General features: G+C 59.5%; 16 protein-coding genes. 5 read left to right on the top strand and 11 right to left on the bottom strand.

The features are described 5' to 3' along the window. The first annotated feature begins 189 nt into the window (after positions 1-189). Positions 190-1,005, top strand: a complete 816-nt coding sequence (locus tag HJA_RS10970; RefSeq protein ID WP_035582087.1) for an FkbM family methyltransferase — start codon at positions 190-192, stop codon at positions 1,003-1,005. A 70-nt stretch (positions 1,006-1,075) separates the two neighbouring features. On the opposite strand, the gene HJA_RS10975 is transcribed toward HJA_RS10970, so the two are convergent. The 8 genes from HJA_RS10975 to recQ all read right to left on the bottom strand — a co-directional run bounded on the left by HJA_RS10975 (position 1,076) and on the right by recQ (position 11,076). Further along, entirely contained in the window at positions 1,076-1,933 is an 858-nt protein-coding gene (locus tag HJA_RS10975; RefSeq protein WP_162177051.1) for a calcium-binding protein, read from the bottom strand. Positions 1,934-2,103: 170 nt separating this feature from the next. Continuing rightward, complete coding sequence (locus HJA_RS18040; RefSeq protein ID WP_051597597.1) at positions 2,104-2,850, bottom strand: FkbM family methyltransferase; 747 nt, start codon at positions 2,848-2,850, stop codon at positions 2,104-2,106. A gap of 83 nt (positions 2,851-2,933) precedes the next feature. Then, positions 2,934-4,280, bottom strand: a complete 1,347-nt coding sequence (locus HJA_RS10985) for an HlyD family type I secretion periplasmic adaptor subunit (RefSeq protein ID WP_035582088.1) — start codon at positions 4,278-4,280, stop codon at positions 2,934-2,936. Further along, a complete protein-coding gene (locus tag HJA_RS10990) occupies positions 4,261-5,994 on the bottom strand; it encodes a type I secretion system permease/ATPase (RefSeq protein ID WP_051597598.1) in 1,734 nt (577 codons plus the stop codon). The genes HJA_RS10985 and HJA_RS10990 overlap by 20 nt, the downstream gene beginning before the upstream one ends. Positions 5,995-6,319: 325 nt before the next feature. Next, on the bottom strand, positions 6,320-6,691 hold the full coding sequence (locus HJA_RS10995; protein WP_035582089.1) for a DUF983 domain-containing protein: 372 nt from the start codon (positions 6,689-6,691) through the stop codon (positions 6,320-6,322). A gap of 113 nt (positions 6,692-6,804) precedes the next feature. After that, on the bottom strand, positions 6,805-8,433 hold the full coding sequence (locus tag HJA_RS11000) for an ATP-binding protein (RefSeq protein ID WP_035582090.1): 1,629 nt from the start codon (positions 8,431-8,433) through the stop codon (positions 6,805-6,807). A gap of 108 nt (positions 8,434-8,541) precedes the next feature. Then, positions 8,542-9,150 (bottom strand): ATP-dependent Clp protease proteolytic subunit, encoded by a 609-nt coding sequence (locus tag HJA_RS11005; protein WP_035582091.1) that lies wholly within the window; start codon positions 9,148-9,150, stop codon positions 8,542-8,544. 93 nt (positions 9,151-9,243) lie between these two features. Next, positions 9,244-11,076: a DNA helicase RecQ gene (gene recQ / locus HJA_RS11010; RefSeq protein ID WP_035582092.1), complete on the bottom strand. Its 1,833-nt coding sequence runs from the start codon at positions 11,074-11,076 to the stop codon at positions 9,244-9,246. 85 nt (positions 11,077-11,161) lie between these two features. On the opposite strand from recQ, the gene HJA_RS11015 reads away from it, so the two are divergent. The 3 genes from HJA_RS11015 to HJA_RS11025 all read left to right on the top strand — a co-directional run bounded on the left by HJA_RS11015 (position 11,162) and on the right by HJA_RS11025 (position 13,742). Beyond that, a complete protein-coding gene (locus HJA_RS11015; protein WP_035582099.1) occupies positions 11,162-11,659 on the top strand; it encodes a hypothetical protein in 498 nt (165 codons plus the stop codon). Between the two features lie 6 nt (positions 11,660-11,665). Next, positions 11,666-12,322, top strand: a complete 657-nt coding sequence (locus HJA_RS11020; RefSeq protein WP_035582100.1) for a uracil-DNA glycosylase — start codon at positions 11,666-11,668, stop codon at positions 12,320-12,322. Positions 12,323-12,434: 112 nt separating this feature from the next. After that, positions 12,435-13,742, top strand: a complete 1,308-nt coding sequence (locus HJA_RS11025) for a cytochrome P450 (protein WP_035582103.1) — start codon at positions 12,435-12,437, stop codon at positions 13,740-13,742. Between the two features lie 3 nt (positions 13,743-13,745). Here HJA_RS11025 and smpB read toward each other — a convergent pair whose 3' ends face one another. Then, positions 13,746-14,225, bottom strand: a complete 480-nt coding sequence (gene smpB, locus HJA_RS11030; RefSeq protein WP_035582105.1) for an SsrA-binding protein SmpB — start codon at positions 14,223-14,225, stop codon at positions 13,746-13,748. A 9-nt stretch (positions 14,226-14,234) separates the two neighbouring features. After that, positions 14,235-15,116, bottom strand: a complete 882-nt coding sequence (gene dapA / locus HJA_RS11035) for a 4-hydroxy-tetrahydrodipicolinate synthase (RefSeq protein ID WP_035582356.1) — start codon at positions 15,114-15,116, stop codon at positions 14,235-14,237. A 104-nt stretch (positions 15,117-15,220) separates the two neighbouring features. On the opposite strand from dapA, the gene HJA_RS11040 reads away from it, so the two are divergent. After that, positions 15,221-17,242: a lytic transglycosylase domain-containing protein gene (locus tag HJA_RS11040; protein ID WP_035582107.1), complete on the top strand. Its 2,022-nt coding sequence runs from the start codon at positions 15,221-15,223 to the stop codon at positions 17,240-17,242. Between the two features lie 6 nt (positions 17,243-17,248). On the opposite strand, the gene HJA_RS11045 is transcribed toward HJA_RS11040, so the two are convergent. After that, positions 17,249-18,796: an acetolactate synthase large subunit gene (locus HJA_RS11045; protein WP_035582358.1), complete on the bottom strand. Its 1,548-nt coding sequence runs from the start codon at positions 18,794-18,796 to the stop codon at positions 17,249-17,251. Positions 18,797-18,830: the final 34 nt, after the last annotated feature.

The following is an 18,830-nucleotide window of genomic DNA, read 5'->3' on the forward strand; positions in this document are numbered from 1 at the left end:
AATTTTCGGGCTTTCTGTCAAACAGGACACATTGGGTGGCGCGTAGACCTTCATCATGCTGGCGTCGGTCATCTTGTGGACTGACTGGGCATCAACTTTCAAGCTACGTTATTCTACTCGAAGTCTGCCTACGAGTATTCTATTGGTAGAATGAACCACCTGCGCCCCCATCCAAGGCGGAAAACCGAAATGAGTACGATGATGAATATACGCAACCTCTACACAACGTGGCGGATGTACCAGCGAAATCTATCCGGCCGAAAGTTCGAGCCGGAAGCGCCATATATGCGATACCTTTGCAAGTCAGGCGACACGTGCTTGCATTTTGGCGCCAGTGATGGTCGGCACTCGTATCTCATGTCGCAGATCGTTGGCCCTGAAGGAACCATCCACGCTTTCGAGCCCTCACGGTATTCATACGAAATAATGTGCCGCCTTATTAAGTGGCACAAACTCTCCAATGTCTTTCCCCACAACTACGCCATTGGCGAAAAGGATGGCGAGACAACCCTGAATGTTCCGCTGAAGAAAAGCGGGCATCTGGGGCGTGCTTACGCTGTGATCGGGGACGATGCCCGGGGATCCGAGGAAATTCTTGCAACATCAAACAACACTCAGTTTGAGCGGCAGAAGACTCCCGTAATCTCGCTGGATTCCATCGTCTCGAAGATGAAACTTGATACTGTTGATTTCATCCGCTGCGATATTGAGGGCGCTGAGTGCCTGATGATCGAGGGTGGAAAGAAGACGATCGAACAGCACCTTCCTGCCTTCCTTATTGAAATCCATCCCTTCTCTCTACGGAACAATTTTAATCGGGATCCGGAAACAGTGCTGAATTACTTTCTGGATAACGGTTACGAAGCATGGCGCCTGAGTGATGACGACTCCGAACTTATCCGCACAAATGAGTTGGATCAACAAAGACGCTGGCGCGATTATTTCCTAGTGCACCCTTCGCAGGCAGATGACATACCAACCGGACCGTTTTCGAACGATCAATAGGGGGGGACAATCTATAAATTGCTGGGGAGAATTTTCTCCCCAGCAAATGCCGATCTGACCTTAGAAACGATCATCCGTGACCATAGTCTGTTCCGTCTCCGTTTGGACCGCCACCATGGGTGTTATACGGATCATCGGCGCTTCCCGCGACGTAGAGAGTGACACCAAAGCTCAAGGCGTTTGCACCCGGACCATACACAGATATCTCACCTTGACCGCCACCAAGCGTAATCACTGCATAGCCATCATTTGGAATACTGTCTGTAATCGTGTAGGACATCCGGCTGTCAATGTATATTGTGTCATTCGCATAGAAATCATAGACGACATCCCCTAGGAGCGAATCACCCATTTCAAAATAGATGTGGTCTGCAGAGCTATCGTTACCACCTGTATAGATCGCGTCTGTACCAGCTCCGCCTATCAGCCGGTCGTTTCCGTTACCGCCGCGAAGGATATCGGCCCCATCTCCTCCAAAAAGCCAGTCATTGTTGTTATCGCCGATGAGTTCATCGTTACCGGCTTCTCCGTACAGCCAGTCATCAGCTGAACCACCTCGGAGATAATCATCTCCCGTGCCGCCATACGCGACGTCACTCCCGTTGCCCCCTTGCAAGCTATCGGCTCCAGCCCCGCCACTGAGATAGTCGTTCCCGTCATCGCCGATCAGGGAATCGTTTCCATCTTCGCCATAAATCCAGTCATTTCCGCCGCCGCCGCGCAGGTATGGATCGTTGCCGTTTCCGCCGTAAAGCGTGTCCTGGCCATCACCGCCTTGCAGCGTGTCATCTCCATCTTCCCCATACAGGATATCGTTACCGCCATACCCGCGCAGCGTGTCGTTACCAGCACGCCCATACATGATGTCTACAGCGCCATTTCCGTTATGGGTGTCGTTCCCGCTTGTTCCATAATAGTAGTTTGGCATCATTGCCTCCGATTGATTTGCCCCTTCGGGATTGAAGGAGCACTCGGAGGGTAGTGAAAAAAACTCGCCTTAAAAGTGAAACCTTAGAGAGAAATAAAAAATTATTTTTTAAACTTAAGAAATTTATCTATATCCGAATTTTATTTCACTAAGAGAATGAAACAAGGATCTCAGACAGCAAGGAAAAGCGTATTTTTTTCAAGCTCACTGGCCTTCAGAATTTCTCCTGTTTCGAGACTGTGTGGAATATAACCAAGCTCTGCAAGGAAATCGGACAGCTCCTGAGAGCTGGATCCAAACCGGTGCTCACGTCCATCAATCTCACAAAGAATGGCAGGCTTCTGGGACGTAATGAGGTCTAAAGCCCCCTTCAATACGTTCAGCTCCCCTCCTTCGACATCAACCTTGATGAGGCTGACCGGCCCGAAATCCATGCGGGCCATCACATCGTCTAGGCGAACAATTGATACGAGCTCTTTCTTGACTTCGAAACGATCGCGCAGGTCAGTATCATCACCAACATGCGCCAGGCCAATTCCCACACCACCTTTCTTCTTAATCGGTATGCTGAGCTCAATAAGACCCGCCTCTTCACCAAGCGCGAAAGGCATAATCAATATATTTTTAGCTGAACGAAAAAAACCGGCGAGACCAAAAACTGAGCGCGGCAAAGATTGCGGCTCGAATGACAATACAACGCAGTCAGGAGCCAACTGCGCGAGGCGTCTGGAGAAGATCCCGACGTGGGCCCCCACGTCGATAATCACCGAGTTGCTCTTGAGGTAAGGGCGCACAACCTCCAGCTCGACTCTCCCGTCATTCATGGTCGCTTTCTGGTTCAAAAACAGACTCTTGAAGAAATTCTCCTGCGCCGTCTGGCGACGACCCAGAAAAAAAGCATTTGCGCGCGTGATCATTGAGGAAGCGACCTATATTGGATCCTGAGACTGAAGCGCAATACCGTGTTCCGGGCCTGCATTCCACGAAGATTTGCCGTTGTTCAGTTGCTCACAAAAGCCTTCGAATAGGACTCAGCAATTGGCTCAATGAGGTATTCCGCAAGAGTCCTTGATTTCGTCACAAGCGTTACCTCTACGGGCATACCCGGGCGCACCAGCTCGAGAGCATGGCTCACGTGCTCGTCTTCAAAAGGCACTTCGACACGCGCAAGATAGTAGGGCTTTCCTGCATTCGGGTCGACGATCACGTCGTCACTAAGAGACGTGAGCCGTCCAGTAATCCGTGGCATTTCCCGGCGACTGAGGCCCGGGAAGCTCAGAACCGCCGTATTACCGGCACGAAGGTTTTCTACATCCTTTGGGGCGACATGAGCCTCAATGACCACTTTAGGGTCAGGAGGGACAATCTCCATCAGCTGCCCGCCGGAAGGTATGATGCTGCCGGGAGCATCATAAGCAACATTGATCACCTGTCCGGCAATCGGTGATTTGATTTCTGAACGCTCAAACGCGTCTTCCAGATAAGAGAGCTCTTCAACCGCTTGGGTAATCCTGGATTTTGTATCCGTCAGCTCACTTGCAATCCTTTGATTTTTTTCCGCCATCTTCGCAGCCCGGTTCGAGGAAATCTCCTGAAGCGCTGCTTCAAGCCGAGTGATTTCACTCTCAGTGAACTTGCGTTGCCCTTTTGATGCTGCGAACTGACGCTCATATTGTCGATAGGCGGGAAGACGGGTCAGTCCCTTTTCCAACAGCGTTCTTTGAGCCTCCATGTCATCTTGGAGAGATGTGATTTGCTCATCAAGACTTTGGAGTTGTGCCAAAAGACCAGCAAGTTGAGATCTTGTCTGGGCTTCCTGCGCTGAAAGCGTATCCATCTGGGTTTCGAACAGACCGTTATTCTTCTGCAGCAGGTCCTTTGCTTCGCGGATGGTATCCTGGGCTCTTCCGCGCAGGTCCTCATCAATATGGTCTGCTGAAATGGCAATATTCTGCTCGCCGTCGCGCTCTGCAATCAAACGCGCCTCGGTCACCTGTAGTGAAAACAAATTCAGAGTTGCTGCATTCCTCTTGGCCGTCAGCGCCTTGGATTTGACAACTGCGAGAACTTGTCCCTGCTCTACAAAATCACCCTCGCGCACGGAGATCTTGTCGAGCAGCCCACCTTCCTGATGCTGGATCGGGATACGCTCCCCATCGATCACCACTTGTCCGGAGGCGATTGCCCCACCCGCTAGGGGGGCAAAAATCGTCCACAGCAAGAAACCCGCAAGCATCACAACCAGAACAATCATTGTACGTCCAAACAAGATACGCTTGAGACGGAACTGCAAGTCCCCTTCAGCATCTGCCGGGCTGTCTGAGAGACTAAGAGGCACGCTGCGCATTAAGCTCCTCCCCTTTGGCGAGCTTTGAAAGAGACATGGATTCGTTTCTTTTCAGCTCGAAGCGCCCTTCTGGCTGAAGGACAAGCGCCACATCGCAAGCCTGGGCAAGTTGGCGGTCGTGCGTTACGAGAACGACTGTCTTTTTCATCAGTACGCAGCGCTTGAGAAAGGCGCCGAAATGCTGCTTGGAAACGTGATCGAGATGGGCCGTTGGCTCATCCAGAACCAGCACAGTCGGATTCAGAACGAGTGCACGAGCTAAGCCAACCAGTTGGGTCTGCCCGCCTGAAAGCTGTGTTCCGTTAGCCCCGATCATAGTCGAGTAGTTCTTCGGTAGTTGCGCGATCATCCCGTGAGCGCCACTCAGTTGCGCAGCCGCTACAATTTGCTCGTCTGTGACTGTTTCATCAAAACTCGCGATATTCTGTGCGATTGTACCGCGGAGCAGCTTCACGGATTGCGGCAGATAGCCGAGCATCCTCTGTACCTGCTGATTGCTCCAGTTTTGCAAGTCGACGCCATCAATCGTCACCTTGCCGGCTACCGGTTGCATCAAGCCGGTCAACAAACGACAAAGCGTCGACTTACCTGTTCCGCTTTCCCCCACAACGGCAACAAGCTGACCTGGCTGAATATCCATGCTGATACCCGCAAAGAGCGGCTGTGGCGAATTAGGGAGCCGACACGTAAGGCGCTCCAATCGAACGCGGCCTCTCGGCGAAGGTAACTCGAAATCCGGGCGGACATCTGATCGAAACGTCTCCAGACGCCCCAAAATGGACAAAGCTTGCCGAGCGGATTGAATTTGATTCCAAGCGCCAATTGACTGTTCAATCGGGGCCAGAGCGCGCCCGGAAATAATGCTGCACGCGATCATTGCCCCAGCGCTGATTTCACTTTGAATAACAAGGATCGCACCGACGCTCAGAATTGAAACCTGAATGAGCAAGCGAATGAATTTGGAAGAACTACTGGCTACCGTTTGAACTTGGTGCGTTTTCAACTGTTCCGAAAGTTGCTTGTAAACGATCTGACCAAACGTTTCGCCGATAGCCCCCAGACGGCCCGTTGCCGCGAAGAAGTCAGCCGATCCGACAGCCTGTTCAGCGAATTCGAACGAGCGAATCTCATCCGAATGAGATTGTCCTGCCGCGCGGCGCGTCAGTGCATCCGACAAGATGGCAATTGAAAAAAGAGCTATCCCGCCAATCAAGACAACGATGCCCAACTGAAAACTCGCCCCGAAAATGGCAAAGAGAAACAGAGGCACCACTGGCGCATCCAGAATCGTGCTGACTGCGAAACCAGATGCCACATTTCGAATGGTATCTATTTCTCGTAACCCCACAATCGTTGCCTGAGATGACCTGGCAGCTTGCGCTGCGCTCATCTCGAGAACTCGCGGTGCAAATTTCTGGTACATAGCGGCAGCCAAATGAGACAGGGCACGCGCTCGCAAATAGTCAAATACGGCCATGCAGCCGAGGCAGAATATGGCAATCGCTGCAAGGAAAGCCAATGTTCCGAGATTGCCGGATCCCAGAACCCTGTCATAGACCTGAAGCATGAAAATCGGAGATGCGAGAAACAAAATTCCCATCACCGTGGAGACAGCAAACAGAGGGAACGCATACCGGACAAAATAGTTCAGCACCTCTCGGCTAAAAGTCGCCTCGAGTCCAATCCGCTGCATGATCTTTTGATTATTGAGCATGTCTCTCGCTTGCCCTCACTACACCCAAAATGTCAATTTAAAGGAGCGGACCTTGTCCCCTAATTATAGAAATTTAATGCTTGCACCCAACCTCGCTATATGCCGTGGCTGAAGCCCTTATATGGTTATTTGTGGAATTCCAGCTGGCATGCAAATGACACGCAAACTGGAGTTTTGAGCCCAATTTTGGGTCCAGCTAGTCCTCTAGGAATCGCTCTTAACACTGAAGATATTCAGTTTTTTCTCAGTCGCTTCACCTGAAACGGTCTCATAATCGCGAGGTCGGGAGTTCAAGTCTCCCCCGAACCACCATTTTCCCGCTAAACTATTCCTGGCTTGCCCCCACCTTGCCCATTGACCAGAGCACGGCGATCCAGCCAGCTTTGACGCGTGGCAGGGCCAGCATGACCAGTCCTGTGACGGCAAGGGCCGCGCCCGGCAGACTGATCCAGAGCGGCAGGCTCGACATGGACACGAAGAACGTCACGGCCACCAGAAAAGGCGCCAGCATCAACACGGTCAGCCATGCCGGACCATCCTCGGATGGCACCTGGCCCAGAGGCGCGCCGCAGCACGCACAGGTATCCACAGGTTTCAGGTAGGCCCGGTAAAGGGCGCCCTGCCCGCATGACGGACATTTCAGGGCGAGCCCGCGAACAAGCGCGGTCCGGGATGAGGGGCGAGCAATCTCAGGCATGGCAGTCGCTGCACGCTAACGGGTCAACCGGGGGCCGGTCCAGCCGGGAGGCGATGGGCCGCAGTCAGGCGCTCGTTCTTACCGCCTGCTCATGCCTTCGGATCCGCCCTGCCTCAGCCCGCCCGGGCCCAGGCGTCGGGGCTGTCGCCCAGCATCAGAATATCGGCCAGGGTCGCGACCAGCGCGCGCGGCCGGATCGGCTTCTCGATCATCGCAACGAAGCCGGCTGCCCGGCAGGTAGTGCGCCGGCGGTCGGTCAGATCTGCCGTTACCGCCAGGACCGGTGTATCCCGGTTTGGTCCGGCATCTGTGCGCAGGGTACGGAGGATCATGTCCCCGCTTTCATCCGGCAGATGGATGTCGGTGAGGACAGCCTGGTAAGGCACATCGAACAAATGCTCGCGGGCAATGGCCGCGCTCGGCGCATGATCCACCTCCCAGCCTGCGGCGCGCAGGGCTTCGGTAATCACCAGCGCACTGGCGGCATGGTCTTCGATGACCAGAATGCGGCCCAGTTCGAACTTGCCCATTTGCGGCCGCACGGATTTTTCCTTCGTAGCCGTGCTGACCAGACGCGGACCGGCTTTGCGCACCGGTAGGTCGACCGTGAAAATGCTGCCCCCATCCGGATTATCGGCAAGAACGATCTCGCCGCCCATGGCCTTCACCAGCGACTTGGCAATCGCGAGGCCAAGGCCTGAGCCACCATGTGTGTGGACGGTACTGGCGCTGGCCTGTTCAAACGCTTCAAACAGGCGAGCCTTGTCTTCCTCCGAGATGCCGCAACCGGTGTCTGAGACGCTCATGCGCAGGCGCAGGGAGGACTCGTCCCGCCAGGTGGCGAGCGAGACATCGACATGTCCCTGTTCAGTGAACTTCAGGGCATTGCTGAGCAGGTTGAACAGGACCTGCCGCAGGCGCAGAGCGTCCGCCTCGATGCGCGGCGTGCCTTCCTCGACATGGATACGCAGGGCAACCCGTTTGCCGTCCGTGCGCGGCTGCCAGACATCCCGGGCCTCGGCAGCGAACTCGTCGAGATCGAACGGCGCGGCATGCAGCGGCATCTTGCCCGCTTCGAGGCGTGACAGATCCAGCAGGTCGTTCAGCAAACGCTCCAGATGATGGCCGCTATCGGAGATGGTCCGCGCGAGGCGTTTCGGTTCACCGCCGGAGACGCTGTCCTGCAACAGGTCGGCGACCCCCAGGATACCGGTCAGCGGCGTACGGATCTCGTGCCCCAGGAAGGCGAGGAAATCCGCCTTCTCCCTTGCGGCAGAATTCAGCCTTGCCTTGGCGGCCTCCATACGGCGGGCGGCCTGGCCAAGCGTGCGGGCACGCGCGGCATTCTCTTTTGCAATCGCGACGGTGAGGTCAGCCGGGCTGACCAGACCGCAATAGACATCTTCCCGGGTGACAATGAGACCTTCAGAGAGCGCGGCCGGGCACTTCATCGCTGCATTGTTCGCGGCAAGGCCGACCGGCGTCGCCGCATCCACAATCTGTGGATCTGCCGAGGCGAGGATCGAAACGGGCTGAGCGGCCCAGATCGTCCGGGCTTCAGGGCCCGCCATGGCTTCGGTGACGGCTGCACGCGTCACAAGGGTCAGCGCACCGCCCTCAGCCCGCAAGGGTATGGCGAACAGCGAAACATCTGACAGGAAAAGGCTGAGCGCAGCTGCGCAATTGGTGTCCGCCGCAACGGGCGAAATCGGCAAAGAAATGTCTTCGACGCGCGCGAGCATCCGGGCGGTCTCTCTTCAGTCAAACAGAAGAGAGATATTCGCCGGGAATGATTGAGAGGCCGCTAACTTTTGGTTACCGGCGAGTTAACCGTCTAGGCCCGAGAAGGGTCAGACGATCTCGCTGTGGTGGCTCACGATCTTGTGGACAAGACCATATTCGACGGCTTCCTTGGCGCTCATCCAGAAGTCGCGATCGGTGTCTTCCTTGATCTTCTCGTAGGACTTGCCGGTGGCTTCCGCGAAAATGCGGTTCAGGCGCTCGCGCATCTTGATGATCTCGCGGGCCTGGATTTCCACGTCCGTCGCCTGGCCGCCAACGCCGCCGCGCGGTTCATGAAGCAGGAAGCGGGTGTTCGGCAGGGCGTAACGGTTTTCCTTCTTCGCCGCGGCATAGATCAGCGCGCCTGCAGAGGCGCACCAGCCCGTGCCGAGGATCTTCACAGGCGCCGGGACGAATTTGATCATGTCGTGGATCATGTCGCCGGATTCGACATGGCCGCCCGGCGAGGACAGGACCAGCAGGATCGGCTTGTCATTCTCGGACGACAGGGCCAGCAGGCGCTCGCACACGCGGCGGGCCTGCAGGAAGTCGATGCCGCCGGTCAGCAGGATCGTGCGGGCCTTGAACAGCGCTTCCTCAAGGAAGGCATTCGGCTCGGAAGCCTTTTTCTCGTCATTCTCGTCGTCGAGGCGCGGCTCGCGGGAAGAATAGTCCATGATGTCTCCGGTTCGCGGGGATTCTTACGGAGTCATAGGTGCGGTGCCCCGGCGCCCGGGTCAAGGGCGGGGATGCGCTGTTCCACAGGGGGATCAGGCGGCTTCCGCGACGATCCTTGCCACATCTTCGGCGTAGCGCTGGGCTTTTTTCTCGCCGACGCCGCTGATGTCGCGCAGGGCATCCGGGTTTTCGGGGCGCTCGCGGGCGATTTCAGCGAGCGTCCGGTCGTGGAAAATCACGTAAGGCGGTACGCCGCGGGCCTTGGCGGTTTCCGTCCGCCAGAGGCGCAGGGCATCGAACAGGGCCTGATCGCGCTCTGACAGGTCATCCTGCACGCCTGCCCGCGCCACCCGGCCCGTCTTGCGGCGGCGGGCAGCGGCAGGGTCGGCCCGCAGGAAGAGCGTCCGCTCGCCCTTGAACAGCGCCCGCGCCGCATCTGCATCCGGCACCATGACGATGGGGCGCATCGCATCGCCGCCTTCGGCCAGCATGCCGTCATAGAGCAGCGCATCGAAAATCCGGTTCCAGCCCTGCTTGGGCAGCTCCGCGCCAATGCCGAAGGTGGACTGCGCCGACAGCTCCTCATCAAGCGCATCCTTCGCCTGCCCCATCAGATGCTGGACGAGGCGCCCGCGCCCGACGCGCTGGCCACAGCGGAGCACGGCGGAGACGGCCATCTGTGCCCAGCGGGTCGCATCATGGCTCTCCACGCCCTCGCCCCGGCAAATGTCGCACGTGCCGCAGGTCTCGGACGTCTCCTCGCCAAAGTAACGGCGGACGGCCAGGCGGCGGCATTCGTCGCCATCGAAGAAGGCGAACAGCTGGCGCGTCTTGGTGATCTGGACGCGCTTCACTTCGTCCGGTGCATCGCTGTCATAGGTCCAGCTGAGGGAACGGCGCATGTCCGCCGGGCCATAAAGGGCGATGCCCTCTGCGGGTTCACCGTCGCGCCCTGCCCGGCCGACTTCCTGCCAGTAGGCTTCCATCGTTTTCGGCGGATCGGCATGGATTACGAAGCGCACATCCGGCTTGTCGACGCCCATGCCAAAGGCGACCGTGGCGCACATGGTGAGGCCATCTTCCAACAGGAAGCGCCGCTGGCGCTCGGCTCGCAGATTTGCCTCAAGCCCCGCATGATAAGCCAGCGCCGGAATGCCTGCTTTCTCAAGCGCATCGGCCAGGTCTTCGGTGGCGTTGCGTGTGGCGCAGTAGACAATGCCGGAAAGGCCGGGCCGCGCTTTCACGAGGGAAACAACGCGCTGCGTGCGGTTGCCCTCTTTCGGCTCGGCGGCGAGGGCGAGATTCGGCCGGTCGAAACTTGCGACGTGGACGGACGGCTTCGTCAGGTTGAGCTGGGCGAGGATGTCATCCCGCGTGCGGGCATCTGCCGTCGCGGTGACGGCAAGGCGCGGCACGCCGGGGAAGAGATCCTTCAGCCGGCCAAGCGCGCGGTAATCGGGGCGGAAGTCATGCCCCCACTGGCTGACACAGTGCGTCTCGTCCACGGCGATGAGGGAGATGCTCATCTTCGCCAGCCGGTCGGCCAAGCCGGTGCCAAGTGCTTCGGGCGAGACATAGAGCAAATCCATCTCGCCGCGTTGGGCCGCGTCCAACGCATCGGCGCGGGCGGTGAAGTCCATCGAGCTGTCGAGCCGTTCGGCGCGCACGCCTGCCTGTTTCAGCGCGTCTACCTGATCGGCCATCAGCGCGATCAGCGGCGAGACGACGAGGCCGACGCCGGGGCGCAGCAGTGCCGGGATCTGGTAGCAGAGCGACTTGCCGCCGCCGGTCGGCAGTACGGCCAGCGCGTCCCGCCCCGCCAGCGCATCGGCGATCACATCCTCCTGCAGGCCCCGGAACGCCTCATAGCCATAAACCCGCTTCAGCAGGTCACGGGCATCGTCGAGAGTCGGGGTCGCAGGCATGCCCCATCTTGTGGCGGCGCCGGTGAGTCGGGGCAAGTGGGTGGGTGCGGACCGATTTGCTCTTGCAGGTTGTGCCGCACTTCCCATGTCTATTCTGGAGGATGAAAAAGATATGGCGGGGGACCCGCACAGACACACAAAATCCGAGAGCCTGAAAAGGCTGCTGAGGCGCCGGGGCCGCCGCACGAAGACGGGCGCGAATTCCGGCCGGATCATCCAGATGAACGTCTGGCACGGGAAGGCTCAGTTCAAGCCAAGCGGTGCCGGGACAATGCGCTGGGTCGGCATTTTCATCTCCGGCATGCTGGGAATCCTAATTGCGGTATATGCTGGGCTGTTGCTCTGGCTTATCGCCTGGGTCATTTTTAGTGACCAACAGAGCCTATTTATAAAGTTTGTTGCACTGCCGCTGATCATCATCACCCTTCTGGCGCCTTTCTGGGGGACCGCCCTGATTGGCTGGATTTATGTCCGACTCGACGGCAACGGGGAAAAAAACCGTGAGCGCCTGATTGCGGCGGCAGACAAGCTGCGTGCAAAGAAGGCCGACGCACAGGACGCGGGCGCGAATCGCGCCAGATAGTCTCCCATGACAAACACGCCCTACCCGCCCGAAGCGCCAAAGGATTGCGCGCTGTGTCCGCGCCTTGTGGAGTATCGCCGCGCCGTCGCCGCGAAGGAGCCGGACTGGTTCAACGGCGCGGTACCGAGCTTTGGCGATGAGACGGCAGAACTCCTGATCATCGGCCTCGCGCCGGGCGTCACCGGGGCGAACCGGACGGGGCGGCCTTTTACCGGCGACTGGGCGGGCGACCTGCTCTACGCGACCATCGACAAGTTCGGCTTCTCCAAAGGCAAGTTCGCCGCAAGCCCGGATGACGGCCTGAAACTGACCGGCGCCATGATCACCAATGCCGTGCGCTGCGTACCGCCGGAGAACAAGCCCGTCGGCGCGGAGATCAATGCCTGCCGACCGTTCCTGCTTTCACGCATCGAGGCGCTGCCGAAACTGAAAGTCATGCTCTGCCTCGGCAAGATTTCGCATGACTCGACCGTGCGCGCCCTCGGCCTGAAGCTGAAAGATCATCCGTTCGGGCACGGAACAAGGTATGAGGTGAACGCAGGCGGGCGCGATTACCTGCTGGTCTCCAGCTACCACTGCTCCCGCTACAACACGAACACCGGCCGGCTGACGGCCGAGATGTTCGAAGACGTGTTCGCCATGGCGCGGGAAGCGATCGGGTAAAACTCGCGCGAATACCGTCGCCCACTCCAACACTCCGCAGCACAAATGAGTGGTTGCGGATGCGTCACATCCCAATATAGTAGCCTTCGCTACCTTATCAGGATGTCTCATCATGACCGACAGCGGGGATATGCAAGCTGGCTCGCTTCAGGAAATTTCGTCTCTGACGTCTGTCGAATCCCTCGGATTTACAGGCGGACGGAACAGTTTCCGGTCCTTCTGCGATGTCGCCTTCGCTCCCGGCATGCCGCGCCTCCTGCGCACAGAGGCCAATGAACTAGCGGTTTACCGCCACGAAGACCTGCGGGCTTTCGGTGCAATGCCGGACCTTGGCGCCGTGCCGCCGGACGCAATGTTTCCGGGGCTTCACAGTCGCGCCCATGACGGGACCACCCTGCCCGGCGACGGCATCGGGCGCGTCATCTCCAACCAGGTTTTCACGGCGAACCCGCCGGTTCATGGGCCTGTGCGGATGGCGCTCTGGCGCGAGCTGAACCCCAGGCAGGCCGCGCAGATGAATGAGACCGCGCAGGAAGTTGTCCGGGAAATCCTGAACGACGTCAAAGCGAGGGACGCAATCGATTTCGTCGGAGATGTTGCCGAACAGCTGACCCTGCGCTTCTGGGGGCGCCTGATCGGCCTGACACAGGACGAGTTGGGGCAACTGGCCATTGCCGTCCACAATATGAGCAACATGTTCCTTGTAAGGATGACGATGGACGCCGTGCAGCTGGCCGATGAGGCGATGCTGGCATACGGGCAGATCATCGAGACGGCGGCGATGCGCAGCCGCGCCGACGGAACGCATCCGTTTGTGGACAGTCTGGCGGCCAGCTTGACGGACATCGACATCACGGGCGATCCCACACTTGCCGGCATTGTTCCGGAGAATGTCGGGAAGCTGCTGGCGGGCAATCTGGTTGATGGCTTCCATACAGCCGCAGTCGGCGCCGCGAACATGGTCTTCACGCTGCTGAGGCAGCCGAAAGCCATGGAGGAACTGAGGGCAAACCCTGAAAAGATGGGCACTGCCGTGATGGAAGCCCTGCGGTGCGAGCCGCCGGTCATTGCGCTGAAACGCTATGCCCTCGCAGATATGGAATATCTGGGCGTTGCGATCCCGAAGGGCACGCAGGTGCTGATGATGTGGGCGGCCGGCAATCACGATCCCGCCGTGTTTGAAGCGCCGCAGGAATTCCGGCTCGACCGTAACCTGCGGGGCGTCACGACATTCGGCGGCGGGGCGCACATCTGCGTCGGGCGGATCGTCGCCACCATGCTTGCGCAGGTACTTCTCGAAGAACTCGGCAAGCAGGAGTTTGAATTGGTCCTGGTGGACGCGGACTACCCCTGGTTCGAAAACCTTCTGATGTCCCAGATGATCCGGATGCCGTTGAAACTGCTTCCGCGCGACAAATAGGGCTCACCCCTCCTTCAGGATGCGCGCCTTCTGCCGCTGCCAGTCGCGTTTCGCTTCGACGTTCCGTTTGTCGTAATTCTTGCGGCCGGTCGCTGTGCCGATCAGGAGTTTCGCAAGGCCGCGGTCGTTGAAATAGAATTTCAGCGGCACGATGGTGCGGCCGGCCCGTTCGACTTCCTGGGACAGTTTCGCCAGTTCCCGCTTCGAGACGAGGAGTTTCCGCTTGCGGCGCGGCTCGTGATTGAAGCGGTTGGCGCCCTTATAGGTCTGGATCTCGCAATTGATCAGCCACAGCTCGCCGCCCTCGGGACTAACATAGGCCTCGGCGATATTGGCCTTGCCTTCGCGCAGGGATTTCACCTCGGAGCCAGTCAGCATGATGCCGGCTTCGAGCGTGTCTTCCACTTCATAGTCGCGTCGGGACCGGCGGTTCTCCGCGATCATCCCGTCGGAGCGGCCCTTGGTTTGAGAATTCTTAGACATGGGCCCTATTTAGGCATGAAGCCCGGCGAGTGCCATGGCCGCATCGATCTGCTCGCGTGCGGCGGCGTCTGGCGGGGTCAGCGGCAGGCGCACGTCCGGCTCGCAGAGGCCGAGGCGGTGGAGCACATATTTGGCCGGCCCCGGCGAGGGCGAGCAGAACATGGCCTTGTGCAGCGCGATCAGGCGCCGCTCGATCGTCTGGGCGGTTTCGATGTCTCCGGCTGCAAACGCCTTGTGCATGGCAGCGCAGGCTTCCGGCATGACGTTCGCGGTCACCGAGATGCAGCCCGCCCCGCCCATGGAGAGGTGGCCGAGGGCCGAGGGGTCATCCCCGGAGAGCTGTACGAACTGTTCCCCTTCGCCGATCAGGGCTGCGTGCTGGGACACGCGATCCATGTCGCCGGTTGCGTCCTTGATGCCGACGACGTTCGGCAGGCGCGCGAGCTGGGCAACGGTAGACGGCTGCAAGTCCACTATAGTCCGGCCTGGCACGTTATAGAGCACCACAGGCATGGTGACGGCATCGTTGATCGCCTTGAAGTGGGCGAAGAGGCCGTCCTGATTGGGATTGTTGTAGTACGGGCAGACGACCAGCGCGGCGTCGGCGCCGACGGCTTTGGCATGGCCGACAAAGTCAATCGCCTCATCCGTGGAGTTCGATCCGGCGCCCGCGATCACGGGCACGCGGCCTGCAGCAACCTCTACACAAAGCGAGACAACCTGCTTGTGCTCATCCGTGCTGAGCGTGGAGGTTTCGCCCGTCGTTCCCACAGGCACCAGTGCAGCAGAGCCCCCGGCGATCTGGCGCTCGACCAGCTCGGCAAACGCCTTCTTGTCCACGGCGCCGTTCTTGAATGGGGTGACCAGCGCTGGGATTGAGCCATGAAACATCGTATTCTTGCCGCGATTCAGGTGTTGTTTGGAATGATCCATATATGAATTGCCTCTGCCTTCCCACGCTTTGGCTCAGAAATAAACACCCGGTGACAACTCACATGATCCGACCCTTCGCGCTTTCCCTGTTTGCAGCCGTTGCCGTCTCCGGCGCCGCCGCGGCCGGTTTGCCTGAATCCCCCAGCCTGAAACCCGACAGGCCCTATGTGTCGACGGCGACGGATTCCCGGAACGCCGAGATTCTCCACAAGGCGCTGGAAGCGGCTGGCCGGTATGACTGGAGTGCGGTTGCCCGCTACCAGGCAGAGGCCACGGACCCGGCGGTCCGCGACCTCATCATGTGGAAGCGCGCCAGCGAAGGAGTGCCGGGCATGGGGTTTGATGAAGTCAATGACGCCCTCACCCGTCTGCACGACTGGCCGAAAGCCGGAAACATGCGCGCCCGGGCCGAAGAGATCATCGAACTCTCTACCCTCTCGGCGACGCAGCGGATCGAATGGCTGAAAGCCTCCGGCCCGCGCACCGGTGAAGGCAAAGTGGCCCTGGCGAATGCCCTTCGCGAAGTAGGCATGATGGACGAAGCCGTCGAGGCCGTCAGAGATGCCTGGCACAATCATTCCATGGACCGCGCACTGGAGCGTCAGGTCCTGGCCCGCTTTGGAAGCAAGCTGACACAGGCCGATCACCAGGCCCGCGTCGAGTTCCTGCTCTGGACCAACCAGCGTACTGCAGCGTCGAACCTGAAATCCCTGCTCAGCTCGGATTATCGCAAACTGGTGGATGCCCGTATCGCGCTGGCCAGCCGGGGCCGGAATGTCGATGCGCTGGTCAATGCCGTGCCGGAGAGTCTGAAAGACAATCCGGGCCTGCTCTATGATCGCGCCCGCTGGCGCCGGACACATGGCAATCAGGAAGGCGCAATCCCGCTGCTGACACAGATCGACGGCAAGGACGTCCCTGCCGCGGGCCGGTCAAAGCTCTGGAAAGAACGCGCCATCGCGATGCGGACCGACCTGAAAGACGGCAACTGGAACCGCGCCTATCAGCTCGCCTCTCCGCATGGACTGACATCCGGCGGGGATTTCGCCGAGGCCGAGTGGGTGTCCGGCTGGATCGCCCTGCGGCTGAAAGGTGAACCGGAACGCGCGCTGCAGCATTTCGAAACGATGGCGGACGGCGTATCGACGCCGATCAGTCTGTCCCGCGGCGAGTACTGGGCCGGCCGGGCGCAGGACGCCCTTGGCGAAGACACCGAGGCCCAGCTGGCCTATCTCGATGCGGCAGAACACAAGTTTACCTATTATGGGCAGCTCGCGGCAGAACGCGTGGGAGACCGGCAGGTTTACTTTGAGCCAGCTGCTCCGCCTACAGAGGAAGAGACAGCCGCCTTCGAGGCGCGCCCGATGGTCAAGGCCCTGCGCCTGCTGGGCGAGACCGGCGAAACGCAACTCTTCCGCACCTTCGCCTACCATCTGGATGACCTTCTGGAGACTGAGGCGGACTATATCCAGCTCTCGAACCTTGCCAGCGAATATCATGTGCCGGACATCGGCGTGCGCGGCGCCAAGGCCGGCCTCGCCAAAGGCATCGTCGCAACGGATGCTGCCTACCCGGTCGTCTCCTATCCGCTGCTGAAGGAGCCTCAGGTCGAGCGCTCGCTGATGCTGGCCCTGTCGCGTCAGGAAAGTGAGATGAACCCGAACGCGATCTCCTATGTCGGTGCGCGGGGCCTGATGCAATTCATGCCGTCCACCGCGTCACGTGAGGCACGGATGAGCGGATTGCCTTATCGACAGTCATGGCTGACGGATGACCCGGGCTACAACATGACGCTTGGCGGCCAGCACCTCGATTACCTGCTGAACCGGTTCAATGGCAGCTACATCATGACGGCGGCCGCCTATAATGCCGGCCCGACACGGCCTAACCAATGGATCGCCGACTATGGCGACCCGCGCACCGGGCAGGTCGACCCGATCGATTGGGTGGAGTTCATTCCGTTCAGCGAGACGCGCAACTACGTCCAGCGCATCCTGGAAAATACGCAGGTCTACCGCTCGCGTCTCTCGGGCAAGCCGGAAGAAATCAGGATCCAGGAAGACCTGGAGCGCGGGAAGGAGTAAACCGCCTTACCTCGCCGGTACGTGCGCTGCGATCAGCTGCGGACCATCGGCAGCAAAGGCACGTTCCAGCGCCGCGTCAAACTCTTCCGCCGTGAAGGCATCCTGCGCTTCGACGCCCTGCGCCTCGGCCAGCTTGACCCAGTCGATTTCCGGCTCGCCGAGTTCGAGCATCGACTTTGCCGTCGGACCGGGATTGCCGGCGCCGGTGCGGGCGAGCTCGATATTCAGGATACGGTAGGAATGGTTGACGAACACGACGTTGACCACATTCGCATTCTCACGCGACATGCTCCACAGCGCCTGGTTCGTATACATGCCGGCACCGTCGCCAGAGATGCAGAGTACCTTGCGGTCAGGCGCGGCGACCGCTGCGCCGAGCGCGAGCGGCATGCCCTGCCCGATGGCACCGCCCGTCAGCATCATCCAGTCATGCGGCTGCGCCTTCTGGGTCATCAGGAAACATGGCAGGCCGTTCGACACGCCATCATCGGAAACGAAGGTGCCCTCCGGCATCTGGCGCGCGAGGGCCATGCCGACTGTCATGGCATTCAGGTCGCCCGTCGGCTGGCCGGGAATGTCGAGTTCGGCGAACCCGGCGGCATCCTTTGCGCCGATGGCGTCTGCCAGCGCACCAAGGACCGCGGCGCTGTCGGTTTCCGGCCCGCCAATGATGTACGGCTCACAGCCTTCCGGCACGAGGACGGATGGTTTGCCCGGATAGGAGAAGAAGGCCACCGGCACCTGCGTGCCAGCGACAAGCATCAGGTCAGCACCTTCGAGGTCTGCGATCGCGCCTTCGGCGAAATACTGCATCCGGTCCGGTATAAACGTGCCGGCGCCCCGCGCCTGACGCGGGAAGAAGGTGTCGGTGATAACGCGGAGGCCAGCCGCTTTCAGGCGCGCGCCTTGGGCGAGGCCTTCCTTCGTGAGCGCCGTGCCGTTAATCAGGATCACCGGCTTCTTCGCGTCTTTCAGTTTCCGGGCAGCATCCTCAATACGGGCAGCATCCGGCTTGCGAAGCGATGGGCGCGCGCGGGTCTTGCCCGGTTTGCCGCCTTCATTCCAGGCCGTGTCTGCCGGCAACAGCAAGCTGACCGGACCGGACACGGGGCCAAAGCTCGCCTCCCATGCCTCAGCCGCAAGTTCTCCGGCATCGGCCACCTTGTCGGCGGATTTAATCCAGTTCGAGTTCGGCCCGGCAAGACCGAGAATGTTTGACGTCAGCGGTGCGTCATAGCGCAGGTGCGGCACGGCATGGTCCCCGATGACATTGATCATCGGCGTCCAGGCGCGCTTGGCATTGTGGATGTTAGCGCCGCCATTCATGTAGCCAGCGCCAAGGTGCAGCAGCGTCATCGCCGGATTGCCGGTGACGCGGGCATGGCCGTCCGCTGCGCCCGTGGCAACACCTTCGAACAGGCAAAGGACAGACTTGATCCGCGGCTCATGGTCGAGTGCGGTGACGAGGTGCATCTCGGATGTGCCGGGATTGGCGAAACAGGCGGTGACGCCATGATCGGCCAGAGTGGAGACGAGCGCTTCGGCGCCGGTCATTGTTTGAACCTGCGTATCGGCCATGGTGTTTCCT

Origin of the sequence: Hyphomonas jannaschiana VP2, assembly GCF_000685215.1 — a bacterium.
Classification (GTDB): domain Bacteria; phylum Pseudomonadota; class Alphaproteobacteria; order Caulobacterales; family Hyphomonadaceae; genus Hyphomonas; species Hyphomonas jannaschiana.

Bases quoted from the DNA above. Each gene is read 5' to 3' on its own strand.
- HJA_RS10995 (WP_035582089.1), bottom strand. From the start codon at position 6,691: ATGCCTGAGATTGCTCGCCCCTCATCCCGGACCGCGCTTGTTCGCGGG.
- HJA_RS11015 (WP_035582099.1), top strand. From the start codon at position 11,162: ATGTCTATTCTGGAGGATGAAAAAGATATGGCGGGGGACCCGCACAGA.
- HJA_RS11000 (WP_035582090.1), bottom strand. From the start codon at position 8,433: ATGCTCGCGCGCGTCGAAGACATTTCTTTGCCGATTTCGCCCGTTGCG.
- recQ (WP_035582092.1), bottom strand. From the start codon at position 11,076: ATGCCTGCGACCCCGACTCTCGACGATGCCCGTGACCTGCTGAAGCGG.
- dapA (WP_035582356.1), bottom strand. From the start codon at position 15,116: ATGTTTCATGGCTCAATCCCAGCGCTGGTCACCCCATTCAAGAACGGC.
- HJA_RS10985 (WP_035582088.1), bottom strand. From the start codon at position 4,280: ATGCGCAGCGTGCCTCTTAGTCTCTCAGACAGCCCGGCAGATGCTGAA.
- HJA_RS10975 (WP_162177051.1), bottom strand. From the start codon at position 1,933: ATGCCAAACTACTATTATGGAACAAGCGGGAACGACACCCATAACGGA.
- HJA_RS18040 (WP_051597597.1), bottom strand. From the start codon at position 2,850: ATGATCACGCGCGCAAATGCTTTTTTTCTGGGTCGTCGCCAGACGGCG.
- smpB (WP_035582105.1), bottom strand. From the start codon at position 14,225: ATGTCTAAGAATTCTCAAACCAAGGGCCGCTCCGACGGGATGATCGCG.
- HJA_RS11020 (WP_035582100.1), top strand. From the start codon at position 11,666: ATGACAAACACGCCCTACCCGCCCGAAGCGCCAAAGGATTGCGCGCTG.
- HJA_RS11040 (WP_035582107.1), top strand. From the start codon at position 15,221: ATGATCCGACCCTTCGCGCTTTCCCTGTTTGCAGCCGTTGCCGTCTCC.
- HJA_RS11005 (WP_035582091.1), bottom strand. From the start codon at position 9,150: ATGGACTATTCTTCCCGCGAGCCGCGCCTCGACGACGAGAATGACGAG.
- HJA_RS10990 (WP_051597598.1), bottom strand. From the start codon at position 5,994: ATGCTCAATAATCAAAAGATCATGCAGCGGATTGGACTCGAGGCGACT.
- HJA_RS10970 (WP_035582087.1), top strand. From the start codon at position 190: ATGAGTACGATGATGAATATACGCAACCTCTACACAACGTGGCGGATG.
- HJA_RS11025 (WP_035582103.1), top strand. From the start codon at position 12,435: ATGACCGACAGCGGGGATATGCAAGCTGGCTCGCTTCAGGAAATTTCG.
- HJA_RS11045 (WP_035582358.1), bottom strand. From the start codon at position 18,796: ATGACCGGCGCCGAAGCGCTCGTCTCCACTCTGGCCGATCATGGCGTC.